General features: G+C 73.1%; 13 protein-coding genes. 6 read left to right on the top strand and 7 right to left on the bottom strand.

Features of this window, described 5'->3' with window-relative positions:
- The first annotated feature begins 79 nt into the window (after positions 1-79).
- Both AB5J73_RS18800 and AB5J73_RS18795 read left to right on the top strand, forming a co-directional pair.
- Complete coding sequence (locus AB5J73_RS18800; protein WP_370970968.1) at positions 80-994, top strand: ATP-binding cassette domain-containing protein; 915 nt, start codon at positions 80-82, stop codon at positions 992-994.
- Positions 991-1758 carry an ABC transporter permease gene (locus AB5J73_RS18795; RefSeq protein WP_370970967.1) on the top strand — a complete coding sequence of 256 codons (768 nt, stop codon included), beginning with the start codon at positions 991-993 and terminating at the stop codon, positions 1756-1758. The genes AB5J73_RS18800 and AB5J73_RS18795 overlap by 4 nt, the downstream gene beginning before the upstream one ends.
- Positions 1759-1838: 80 nt before the next feature.
- On the opposite strand, the gene AB5J73_RS18790 is transcribed toward AB5J73_RS18795, so the two are convergent.
- Positions 1839-2372: a TetR/AcrR family transcriptional regulator gene (locus AB5J73_RS18790; RefSeq protein ID WP_370970966.1), complete on the bottom strand. Its 534-nt coding sequence runs from the start codon at positions 2370-2372 to the stop codon at positions 1839-1841.
- 50 nt (positions 2373-2422) lie between these two features.
- Here AB5J73_RS18790 and AB5J73_RS18785 point away from each other — a divergent pair, with 50 nt between their 5' ends.
- Entirely contained in the window at positions 2423-3553 is a 1131-nt protein-coding gene (locus tag AB5J73_RS18785) for an FAD-dependent monooxygenase (protein WP_370970965.1), read from the top strand.
- On the opposite strand, the gene AB5J73_RS18780 is transcribed toward AB5J73_RS18785, so the two are convergent.
- From AB5J73_RS18780 to AB5J73_RS18770, 3 genes are read right to left on the bottom strand one after another with little or no spacing between them, the layout of a single operon-like run.
- Complete coding sequence (locus AB5J73_RS18780; protein ID WP_370970964.1) at positions 3498-4172, bottom strand: response regulator; 675 nt, start codon at positions 4170-4172, stop codon at positions 3498-3500. The genes AB5J73_RS18785 and AB5J73_RS18780 overlap by 56 nt on opposite strands.
- Positions 4169-5737: a sensor histidine kinase gene (locus tag AB5J73_RS18775; RefSeq protein ID WP_370970963.1), complete on the bottom strand. Its 1569-nt coding sequence runs from the start codon at positions 5735-5737 to the stop codon at positions 4169-4171. Before AB5J73_RS18775 ends, AB5J73_RS18780 begins: the two co-directional genes overlap by 4 nt.
- A 46-nt stretch (positions 5738-5783) precedes the next feature.
- Positions 5784-6491 (bottom strand): dienelactone hydrolase family protein, encoded by a 708-nt coding sequence (locus AB5J73_RS18770; RefSeq protein WP_370970962.1) that lies wholly within the window; start codon positions 6489-6491, stop codon positions 5784-5786.
- A 26-nt stretch (positions 6492-6517) separates the two neighbouring features.
- Here AB5J73_RS18770 and AB5J73_RS18765 point away from each other — a divergent pair, with 26 nt between their 5' ends.
- Together AB5J73_RS18765 and AB5J73_RS18760 are read left to right on the top strand one after the other, a co-directional pair.
- Positions 6518-6727, top strand: a complete 210-nt coding sequence (locus tag AB5J73_RS18765; protein ID WP_003082038.1) for a hypothetical protein — start codon at positions 6518-6520, stop codon at positions 6725-6727.
- Positions 6724-7470 (top strand): hypothetical protein, encoded by a 747-nt coding sequence (locus AB5J73_RS18760; RefSeq protein ID WP_370970961.1) that lies wholly within the window; start codon positions 6724-6726, stop codon positions 7468-7470. Before AB5J73_RS18765 ends, AB5J73_RS18760 begins: the two co-directional genes overlap by 4 nt.
- On the opposite strand, the gene AB5J73_RS18755 is transcribed toward AB5J73_RS18760, so the two are convergent.
- Positions 7452-7673 carry a hypothetical protein gene (locus tag AB5J73_RS18755; RefSeq protein WP_370970960.1) on the bottom strand — a complete coding sequence of 74 codons (222 nt, stop codon included), beginning with the start codon at positions 7671-7673 and terminating at the stop codon, positions 7452-7454. The genes AB5J73_RS18760 and AB5J73_RS18755 overlap by 19 nt on opposite strands.
- 11 nt (positions 7674-7684) lie before the next feature.
- Entirely contained in the window at positions 7685-8809 is a 1125-nt protein-coding gene (locus tag AB5J73_RS18750) for an anion permease (protein WP_370970959.1), read from the bottom strand.
- A gap of 194 nt (positions 8810-9003) precedes the next feature.
- On the opposite strand from AB5J73_RS18750, the gene AB5J73_RS18745 reads away from it, so the two are divergent.
- Complete coding sequence (locus tag AB5J73_RS18745) at positions 9004-10398, top strand: acyltransferase (RefSeq protein ID WP_370970958.1); 1395 nt, start codon at positions 9004-9006, stop codon at positions 10396-10398.
- Here the strand turns inward: AB5J73_RS18745 and AB5J73_RS18740 are convergent.
- The gene (locus AB5J73_RS18740; RefSeq protein WP_370970957.1) at positions 10369-11169 is read right to left on the bottom strand and encodes an acetylxylan esterase; all 801 of its coding nucleotides are present in this window, start codon (positions 11167-11169) and stop codon (positions 10369-10371) included. The two genes, AB5J73_RS18745 and AB5J73_RS18740, sit on opposite strands and share 30 nt — an antisense overlap.
- Positions 11170-11300: the final 131 nt, after the last annotated feature.

The raw sequence follows: 11300 nt of genomic DNA, 5'->3' as shown, positions 1-11300 counted from the left end.
GCCCGCGACCGACGTCCGATGCTCCCGGCACCCTCGAAACCCCAGACTCCCGGTACAGGCGAACACACCGGGAGGAACCATGATCACGCTTCGCGCACTCACGAAGCGCTACGGGGAGAAGACGGTCGTCGACGCGCTCACGTGCGACGTCGGACCGGGGCGGGTGACGGGGTTCCTCGGCCCCAACGGCGCCGGGAAGTCGACGACCATGCGGATGACCGTCGGCCTCGACCACCCGCAGCAGGGCGAGGCCCTCGTCGGCGGGCGGCGCTACGCCGAGCTGCGGCACCCGCTGCGCGAGGTCGGCGCGCTGCTCGACGCCAAGGCGCTGCACCCGGGCCGCAGTGCCGGGAAGCACCTGCTGGCCATGGCGCGCAGCAACGGAATCCCGGCGGCGCGCGTCGAAGAGGTCCTGGCGACCGTCGGGCTTTCCGACGTCGCCGGCAAGCGGGCCGGCCAGTTCTCGCTCGGCATGGGGCAGCGGCTCGGCATCGCGGGCGCGCTGCTCGGCGATCCCGGCGTGCTGATGTTCGACGAGCCGGTCAACGGCCTCGACCCGGACGGCGTCCGCTGGGTCCGCCGGCTGATGCGCTCGCTGGCGGCCGAGGGGCGGACGGTGTTCGTCTCCAGCCACCTGATGAGCGAGATGCAGCTGACCGCGGACCACCTGGTGGTGATCGGCAAGGGCAAGCTGCTGGCCGACGCGCCGGTCGCGGAGTTCATCGCGGGCAACTCCCGCACGACGGTCTCGGTGCGCGTCCCGGCGGCGGCCGAACTCTCCACTTTGGCCGCGCGGGTGCGCGCCGAGGGCGGGCTGACCCACCCCGGCGAACCGGGCGAGCTGGTGGTGGACGGCGTCGACGTCACCCGCGTCGGCGACCTGGCGCACGAACTGGGGATCCGCCTGCACGGCCTCGCCGAACGGACGGCGTCGCTCGAACAGGCGTACATGGAACTGACCGCTTCTTCGGTGGAGTACGGGGTGTCGGCATGACGACGACGGCGGTGCGCGGCGCGGTGGCTTCGGAGTGGACGAAGTTCTGGTCGGTCCGGGCCACGTGGTGGTGCCTGGTGACGGCGACCGCCCTGATGCTGGGCTACGCCACGCTCTCGGGGATCGCCCAGCGCTACAACGACGACGCTCTCGGCGCCGACACGATCGCCCTCGGCGGCGGGTTCTACCTGACGCAGTTCGCGGTGATCGCGCTGGCCACGCTGTTCGTGACGAGCGAATACGCCGGCGGCGGCATCCGGTCGACCCTGCTGTGGACCCCGGTCCGCCCCCGGGTGGTCGTGGCGAAGGCGGCGGTCCTGGTACCGGTGCTGGCCGCGTTCGGCGTCCTGCTGGCGTGCGCGGGAATGGCTGTGGCCGGCACGGTGAAGGACGTCTACGGCCTGCCGACGTCGTTCGAAGGAGCGTTCACGACGGCGTCGGGCATGGGCGGCTACTTCGCCCTGCTGGGTCTGCTGTCCACGGGCGTCGGCTGGGCCCTGCGCAGCGCGGCGGGGACGCTGGTGACGGTGATCGTGCTGCTGGTGCCGCTGCCGCTGATCGTGGCCTCCCTGGGGCTGCCGGAGCTGGTGTCGTACTTCCCGGGGATCGCCGGGGTGAACGCGATGGTGGAGGCGGGCCACCCCAACCCGATCACGATGGCACCGGCCCCGTACGCACCTTGGGTGGGACTGGTGGTGTGCGCGGCATGGGCCGCGGCGGCACTGGCGGTGGGGACGGCGGTCCTGCGCCGCCGCGACGCCTGACCCGCGCGGCAAAAGTCTTGAATGAGTCATTCAGGACCTCCCAGGCCCTGAATGACTCATTCAAGACGCTTGCGCCGGGCTCAGCCCACCCCGATGCCCGCCAGGATCTCCCGCGCGCTCTTCACCAGTGACTCCCGGGAGGCCGGCGCCGAAGCCCCGGCGATGGCGCCGAAGATCGTCCCCTCCATCCAGTCCACCACCACGCCCGCGTGCCGCACCGGGTCCGAAGAGCCCGCCGCCGCCAGGACTTCCGCCGCCCGGCGCCGGATCGACTCCCCGCCCGAGTCGTACTCCGCGCGCAGTTCCGGCCGCCGCGTCGCCTCCAGTGCGAACTCGTACCGCGCCAGCATCCGGGTCCGGCCCGCGGTGCTCGCCTCGAACGCGTACCCCGCGATGAGCTCCGCCAGGTCGCCCGACGACGCCGAAACCTGGTCCAGCTCGACGATCCGCGCGAACGTCAACGACAGCAACGCCGCCCGCGTGCGCGCGTAGTACGACGTCGAACCCACGGGCAGCCCGGCCGCGCGGTCGACCGCCCGGTGGGTCAGGCCGCGCATGCCGTCGGCCGCGATCACCTCGATGGCCGTGTCGGCGATCACCTCGAGACGTTCCACCACCTCACTCTACAGGTGTAGAGTCCTCTACACCTGTAGAGGAGGGCGTCATGCACGCAGTGGTCGTCGGGGGCGGTATCGGGGGACTCGGCGCGGCAGCCGGACTGCACCGGGTCGGCTGGCGGGTCACCGTGCTCGAGCAAGCCGAAGAATTCGGCGACGTCGGCGCCGGCATCTCGCTCTGGCCGAACGCCCTGCGCTGCCTCGACGAACTCGGGGTCTACCTCGGCGAGAGCCTCGCCCCGCAGCGCGACGGCGGGTTCCGCGACCGCCGCGGCCGCCGGATCACCCGCTGGGACTCGGCCGCCTTCGAACGCCGCCACGGCCGTCCGCTCGGCGCCATCCACCGGCGGGACCTCGTCAAAGCGCTCACGGAGGCCGTCCCCGCCGAAAGCCTCCGGATCGGCAGCGAAGTCACCGAAGTCCGCGAAGACGGGCTCGTCCGCTTCACCGGCGGCGAGGTGGAAGCCGACCTGGTCGTCGCCGCCGACGGGATCCGCAGCCGGGTCCGCCGCGCGCTCTTCCCGCGGCACCCCGGGCCGGTGTACTCCGGCAGCGCGGCCTTCCGCGGCGTCGCACGCCTGCCCGGCACCCGGCTCAGCACGAGCTTCGACCGCGGCGTCGAAGTCGGCGTCCTGCCCCTCACCGGCGACGACGTCTACTGGTGGATCTGTTACGTCACCGCGCCGGGCGGGCACCCGGGCAAGCCGGACTTCGGCACCTGGCACGACCCCGTCCCGGCGCTGATCGACGCGACCCCGCCGGAAGCCCTGCTGCACCACGACCTCCACCACCTCGGGACGCCGCTGCCGAGCTACACCCGCGGCCGGATCGCGCTGCTCGGCGACGCCGCGCACGCGATGCCGCCGTTCCTCGGCCAGGGCGGCTGCCAGGCGCTCGAAGACGCCGTCGTGCTCGCGCACGCGGTGTCCACGACGGACACCGTCGAAGCCGCGCTCCGCCGGTACGACGCGGAACGACGTCCGCGCAGCCAGAAAGTCGCGAAGGAATCCGTCCGGGCGGGCAAGCTGGGACCCCAGCTGACCAATCCCGTCGCGACGAAGCTGCGCACCGCCGCGGCGAGGGTGCTCCCGGCGAAAGCCGCTGTCCGCATCGGCGCGGGCATCACGGGGTGGCGGCCGCCGCGCCTCCCCCGACCAGTCCCGCCTCGTACGCCGTGATCGCCGCCTGCACCCGGTTCTTCACCCCGAGCCGGGTCAGGATGGTGCTCACGTGCGCCTTCACCGTGCCCTCGACGACGAACATCTTCGCCGCGATGTCCGCATTGGACAGTCCGGAACCGAGCAGTGTCAGCACTTCCCGCTCGCGGGGCGTCAGCCCGCTGATCCGCTCCCGGGCGGCGGCGGCACGCGTCAGCTGACCGCCGGACAGCCGCGCGATGACCCGCTGGGCGACCTTCGGCGAGAGGAACGCGGCCCCGCCGGCGACGGCGTGGATCCCGGCCAGCAGCTCGCGCGGGTCGCCCGACTTCAGCAGGAACCCGCCCGCGCCGAGGCCCAAAGCGCGTTCGATGTACTCGTCTTCGCCGAACGTCGTCAGCATGATCACGCCGGTCGAGGGCAGCAGCCGCCGGATCTCGGCGGCCGCGCCGAGGCCGTCCAGTCCCGGCATCCGGATGTCGAGCAGCACGACGTCCGGGTGCGTGGCGAGCGCCTGCGAGACCGCCGCGCGCCCGTCGGCGGCCTCGGCGACGACCTCGATGTCCGGGTCCGCGCCGAGGATCGCCGCCACCCCCGCCCGCATCAGCGCTTCGTCGTCGGCCAGCACGACCCTGATCACGGTGCCCCCTCGGCGAACCAGTCCTTGGAAACCAGCTTCCCATCGGCGAAGCACAGCCGGTACGCCGCATAGTCGTTGTTCAGCCACGACCGCCCGGCGCCGTAGTACTCGCACGCGGCACTGGGAACCGACGGCGGCTCGCCCCGGGTGGGCCGCGCCGCGCGCTGGCGCTCGGGCAGCGTCAGCTCGGCCCGCGACTGCCCGAGCCGCAGCCGCTCGTAGGCGCCGCCGGGCAGCTCCGAGGAGTTCCACTGGTAGAGGAACGCGATCCCGCCGACCGCCAGCACCACCCCGAACAGCGCGAGCGGCACGACGACCGCCTGGACCAGGCTGCGGCGCACGTCGCGGCGGGCCAGCTCCAGCGCCCGGGCCGACGTCGACTGCCCGACCTCGTCGTCGGCGGCCTCGCGCAGCTCCGGCGTCTCCTCGACCGGCGCGGCGTCGTGCGGCAGCGTCGCGGTGACGGCGAACCCGCCCTCGTGCGGCCCCGCCCGCAGCGTGCCACCGACCAGCCGGACGCGCTCGCGCAGGCCGATCAGCCCGCGGCGCCCGGACGCCGCGCCCGGCAGCGGCCCGGCGGGCGGCGGCGCGTTGACGACGCTCACCTCCGTCACGGCGCCGGAGCTCGTCACCCGGACCACCGCCGCGGCACCCGGCGCGTGCTTCGCCACGTTCGTCAGCGCTTCCTGCACCACGCGGTGGGCGGCGCGGCCGACCATCGGCGGCGCCTGCGCGCTGTCGACGGCCGAGTCGATCAGCAGCCCCGACGCCCGCGCCCGCGCGATCAGCTCGCCGAGGTCGCCCTGCACCGGTTCGACCGGCGCGGCGTCTTCGCGCAGCACGCCGATGATTTCGCGCAGCCGCTCGGTCGCCGCCGCGGCGCTGGTCCGCAGCTGCGTGGCCGCGTCGCGCTGGGCGCCGTCGAGCCCGGGCGCGACCTCGAGGGCGGCGGCGCGGACGGCGATCAGGCTCAGCTCGTGCCCGAGCGAGTCGTGCATGTCGCTGGCGATCCGGGCGCGCTCGCGCAGGCGCGCCTGGTCGGCGACGAGCCGCTGCCGGCTCTCCATTTCCTCGGCCCGGCGCCAGCCGGTGCGCGCGAGCTCGCCGCGCACCCGGACGTACCGGCCCAGCAGCCACGGCGACAGCCCGGCGAACACCAGGATCGCGACCATCGCCGCCCAGTCCCCGATCCCGTCGGGCCCGGCGAACAGGGACAGCGGCAGGCCGAGCACCACGACGGTCACGCCGATCAGCACGCCCGGCCGGGCCCGGTCCATCCGCAGCCCGGCGAGGTAGCTCATCGCCACCAGCACGAACACGACCCAGACGGCCACGCGGTCGCCGTACGGGAACGGCACGGCGAGCGCCCCGGCCAGTGCGATGCCGAGCGAGACGACGGGGTACCGCCGAGAAGTCGCCACCGAGCCGGCCACGACGGCGAGCCCGCCGGCCAGCTCCCAGTACGACCGGGTTTCGATCGTGCCCGCGGCGACGACGAAGGCGAGGAACAGGCCGAGGGCGACGTCGAGCACCACCCGCCACCTGCGCTTCGTCACTTCTCGCACAGGTCCGAAGCTACAAGGCGTGACCGCGGCCGACCACTGCCGAAAGTCAACCTTTCAGCGTGTCCAGGAAGGCCAGCGTCTGCGGCCAGGACAGCGCGAACGCGTCGGCGTTCACCGTCGTGCCGTGGCGCGCGGAGTCGCTGAAGCCGTGTTCGGCGCCCGGGAAGTGCTGGCTGAACGTCGCGCCCCGCGGCCGTGACTGCAGCGCCGCCTGCAGCCGGGCGAACGTCTGGTGCGAGACGACGGCGTCGGCCTCCGGGTAGGCGACGAGCACCGGCGCGGTGATCGATGTCGACAAAGCGACCGCGTCGAGGTCGTGGTTCGGCGGCGCCGGGTCGCGGACCGTCGGGTGGTAGGCCACGACGCCGGACAAGCGCGGGTCGCGCGCCGCGAGCAGGAGCGCGAAGCGGCCGCCGAGGCACCAGCCCATGACCCCGGCCGACGTGCAGCCCAGCTCGCCGAGCAGGTGGTCGAGCAGCGCGGCCTGCTCAGCCAGCGCGGCTTCGTCGCGCAGTTCGCCGAGCTTCGCGCCGAGGTCCTCGCGTGAGGTGTTGTCGGTGCTCGCGCCGTGGAAGACGTCCCAGGTCAGCGCGGTGATCCCGCGGCCGGCGAGCTCGTCGGCCCAGGCCCGGACCTGCTCGCCGATCCCGGTGATCATCGGCAGCAGCAGCATCCCGGCCGCCGACCCGCCGGACGGCCGGGCCAGGTACGCGGAGAGTTCGCCGACACGGACCGTGGACGTCTCGAAGGTCATGTCCGCATGATGCATGATGATCCACCATGGCCGAGCGCACACTCGCCGATCAGTTGGGCGGCTACCTCCCCGAAGGCATCGAGGCCCTCGAAGAGCACGAGCGACAGGACCTCGCCGACGCCCTGCGCGACGCGCGCCGCCGGCAGGCGAAAGCGCTCGCCGAAGCCGGCGAAGAGGGTCTCCGGTACGTCCCGGCGCTGCTGCGCGGCGCGGTCCGGAAGGCGGTGGGCCTGTGACCGCCGACTACGCCTCGCGCGCGGAGATCCTGAAGCTGGCCCGCGTCCTCGACGTCGAGCACGAGCGGCTGGCGTACCTCGCCCGCGTCGCCCCCGACGACCTCAAGGCCTTCCGCGAGCAGGTCACCGACACGTTGTTCGACGCGAACAGCGCCGTGCTGCAGCGGATGGCGCTGGCCGCGCGGCTGCTGCCCGGCGCGGTGCTCGCCAAGATCGCCGAGAAGGTGTTCGGCCCGCTGCTGTGCGCCCGGATCGCCGGGCTGGTCGACGTCTCCCGCGGCGTCGACGTCGCCAAGCGGCTGCACCCGCGGTTCCTCGCCGAGGTCGCGGCGGACCTCGACCCGCGGCGGGCGAGCGCGATCATCTCGCGCATCCCGCTGGACACCGTCCTCGCGGTCGCCGCCGAGCTGGCGCGCCGCGAGGACTGGATCACCCTCGGCCGGTTCGTCGGGCACCTGCCCGACGGGACCGTGCGGCGGGCGCTCGAGCACGTCGACGACCCGGGCCTGCTGCGGATCGCGTTCGTGCTCGACGAGAAGCACCGCATCGACCACGTCGTCGGCCTGCTGCCCGCGCACCGGCTCGGCCGGCTGATCACCGCGGCGGGCACCGACGAGGACCTCTGGGACCCGGCGCTGGACCTGCTGAGCCACCTGTCCGACGCGCGGCGCGCCACCCTGGCCCCGATGCTCGGCGGCCTGCCCGACGGACTGCGGGAACGCGCTCAGGCGACGATCAAGTAGATCCCGTAGCCGACGATCGCCGCGCAGAGCGCGAAGCAGATGACCGCGCCGGCCAGCGGACCGCTGCCCGAGCCGCCGGCCTCGCGCGCCGAGTCGCGCTGGGAAAGCCCCACCACGCCGAACGAGAAGAGGCTCGTCAGCACGACGACCGACGCCAGCGCGACGACGAAGACGAGTCCGAGGGAACCCCAATCGATGTGCACGGCGGCGCTCCTCAGGCGTTGACCGGCTGGACGCCGGGCTCGGGTTCGGTGACGGAGTTCGCGTTGACCGGGTTCCGCTTCGACACGAGGTAGATGCCCACCGCGACGACGACCCCGGCCAGGCCGATGAGCACGGTGCCCCAGGTGCCGAGCGTCGAGACCTCGGCGGCGAGCGCGCCGACGATCGCGGCGGCGGGCAGCGTCAGCGCCCAGGCGAGCACCATCTTGCCCGCGACGCCCCAGCGCACCTCCGCGAGCTTGCGGCCGAGCCCGGAGCCGATGATGCCGCCCGAGCAGACGTGCGTGGTGGACAGCGCGAACCCGAGGTGCGCCGAGGTGAGGATGACCGCGGCGGCGCTCGTCTCGGCCGCGAAGCCTTGCGGCGTCTGGATTTCCGTGAGCTTCTTGCCCATCGTCTGGATGATCCGCCAGCCGCCGAGGTAGGTGCCGAGCGCGATCGCCGTGCCGGCCGTCAGGATCACCCAGAGCGGCGGTCCCGAGTCCGGCGCCAGCGAACCGGACGCGATCAGCGTCAGCGTGATGACGCCCATGGTCTTCTGCGCGTCGTTCGTGCCGTGCGCGAGCGACACCAGCGAGGCCGAGGCGATCTGGCCGGCCTTGAACGTCCGGCCCACCGTGTCCTGCTTCGCCCGCGCGGTGATCCGGTAGACGAGGAAGGTGCCGAGCGTCGCGACGATCCCGGCGACGACCGGCGAAGCGAGCGCGGGGATGAGGACCTTCTCGACGACCTTCCCGAAGTGGACGGCGTCGGAGCCCGAGGCGATCCAGGTGGCGCCGATGAGCCCGCCGAACAGGGCGTGCGACGAGCTCGACGGCAGCCCGATCAGCCAGGTCAGCAGGTTCCACACGATGGCACCGACGAGCCCGGCGAAGATGATCACCGGCGTCACCTTGGTGTCGTCGACGATCCCCCCGGAGATCGTCTTCGCGACCTCGACCGAGAGGAACGCGCCGACGAGGTTCAGCACCGCGGACACACCGACGGCGACCCGCGGCTTGAGCGCCCCGGTGGCGATGGAGGTGGCCATGGCGTTGGCGGTGTCGTGGAAGCCGTTGGTGAAGTCGAAGGCCAGCGCGGCGACGATCACCACCAGCACGATCAGCGAGAAGTCCATGCTCGGCTCTCTTCCGTAGCTGTTCGTTAGCAACGCTACTGATCGACGGGGCAGCAGCCGATCCCTGTCGCGTGACGGCTCCCTGAACTCTCGATGAACCGGGGTGGGGCAAACCCCACCACGAGCCCGGTGGTCCAGCCCAGTGCCTTCCCCCACCTCGCCTGAAACCGTGGAACCGGGCGAAAGGGGCACCGATGAAAGCGATCCTGGCGACCGTCGCGTCGGCCGTGCTGTTCTTCTTCGGCACGGGCTTGGACCCGCTGCCCGAACTGGCCTGGCTCGCGCCGCTGCCGATCCTGCTGCTGGCACCGCGCGTCCACGGCGGGATCGTGCTCGCAAGCGCTTTCACCGCCTACCTCGCGGGCAGCACGGGCAGCTGGAGCTACTTCTGGCATTCCCAGTCGATCCCCCGGCCCGCCGCGCTCGCGATCCTGGGCGGGAGCGCCGTGCTGTTCGCGCTGTCCGCCGGCCTCTTCGGCCTGCTGGTCCGGCGCGGTCACGGCGTCCTGGCCGCGCTCGCCGCGCCCGCGTTGTGGACCGTCGCGCTCTACGTCGTTTCGCTGCTCAACCCCACCGGCCTGATGGGCACCTTCATGACGACGCAGGCCGACCGGCCGCCGATCGTGCGGATCGCCGCGGTCGCCGGGGGCTGGGGCGTGGAGTTCCTGGTGCTGTTCGTCCCGGCCGCCGTCGCCGCCGCGCTCGCGCCCGGCCTGCGCGGCCGGACGCGGCTCGTCCCCGTCGTCGCGCTGGCCGTGATCGCGGCCGGGCTCGCGTTCTGGAGTCCACCGGCTTCGACCGGGCCGTCGACGAAGGTCGCCTTGATCGCACCGGCGCAGCACCGCTGGGCGGTCGACGTCGCCACCCGCGACGGCCAGGCGCTCGTCCAGTCCTATGTGGACCAGATCGGCCGGCTCCCGGGCGGCGTGCGGGCCGTCGTGCTCCCCGAAGCCACCTTCGCGGTGGACCAGACCAGCCGCGCGAGCCTCGTCGCGGCCCTCACCGAGGTGGCCGGGGCGAAGGACCTGGACGTCGTCACCGGCGTCCTCGACACCACCCCGGACGGCCGCTTCAACGCCGCTCTCGCCGTGGTGCCGTCCGGGGCGCCCGTCGAATACCGCAAGTGGCACAACGGGGATTCGCCGAACCTCCGCTCCGGCACCGAGCTCACCCGCTTCGCCGGGATGGGCCTGATGGTGTGCATGGACGTCAACTTCGCCGACCCGGGCCGCGGCTACGGCGCGGCGGGCACCGGCCTGGTCCTCGTCCCGGCGTCCGACGAAGACGTCGACGGCTGGGCGCACAGCCGCACCGCGCTGATCCGCGGCGTCGAGAACGGCTTCTCGGTGGGCTGGAGCGCGGCCCGCGGCACGCCGATGCTCGCCGACGCCCAGGGCCGCGTCCTGGCCGAAACCCGCACCGGCGGCAGCCCGTTCTCGGTGGTCGTCGCGGACGTGCCGGCCGGCGCGGGAAAGACGCCGTACGCCCGCTTCGGCGACTGGTTCGCCTGGCTCTGCGGCCTGCTCGCGGCGGCCGGGATCGCGGCCGCCGCCCGCCGGTCACACGTCGAGCGCCTTCCCGTTGCGTAGCACCTTCGACCACGCCGGATCGGCGCACAGCGCGCAGCCCGGCCCGAAGAAGACGCCCTTGGCCCGTGTGTCACCCGCCAGCCAGTACCGGAACCACGCGGTGATCGCGCCGCGGAAGCCGCCGCCGTCGCCCACCGCGGTGAAGTGCGTGGCTCCGGCCAGTTCGCCGTAGACCGCGGGGACGTGCGACGCGGCGTAGTAGCGCGGGATGACCAGCAGTCCCGGCACGACGATCACGTCGAACTGGCCGCCGAGGAAGAACACCGGACCGTGCAAGGCAGGCACGGAACCGAGCGGACCCGGCTCGAGCGGGACCGTGGTGGTGATCACCGGATCCGCGCCCGCGGCGATCGCGCCGCCGCCGCCCTGGGAGTGTCCGGTCGCGCCGATGTGCGCGGTGTCGATCCGGCCGAAGTACCGGCTGCCGGGCCGGGCGTTTTCCGCCACGAGCGTCCGGGCGCCGGCCAGCATTTCCGCGCCGGTCCCCGAGTTCGGCGTGTCGGCGGCCGCGACGACGAACCCGTACGAGGCGAGGTGGCGCAGCAGCGGCGCGTAGATCCCGGGGGTCGCGCCGGTTCCGTTGCCCCACACGATGACCGGGTGCCGGTCACCGCCGAGGTCGGCGGGCCGGAAGACGGTGTGGCCGCCGTCGAGGGCTTCGGTGACGACAGCGAAGGGACCCGGCTGGTCCCAGTGCACCGGCTCCGCCAGCGCCGGCTGGGGAACCACGAAAAGGGCGGTCAAGATGGCCACGAGCCAGAGACGTCGCACGGCTCCTCCTGTTTCGCCGTTGGAACAGTCACCATCACCATCGGTCGCGAACGCCGTTCCCTTGGTTGTCACTTGTCACAACAAACGCCGGCCAAGTCTGAGCGTTGTCCCAGGTGGCCTCCCCTGTTCTG

The sequence above is a fragment of the Amycolatopsis sp. cg9 genome (genome assembly GCF_041346945.1).
Classification (GTDB): domain Bacteria; phylum Actinomycetota; class Actinomycetes; order Mycobacteriales; family Pseudonocardiaceae; genus Amycolatopsis.
The sequence above is the reverse complement of the archived record's forward strand: the minus strand, read 5'-3'. Positions and strand labels throughout refer to the sequence as shown.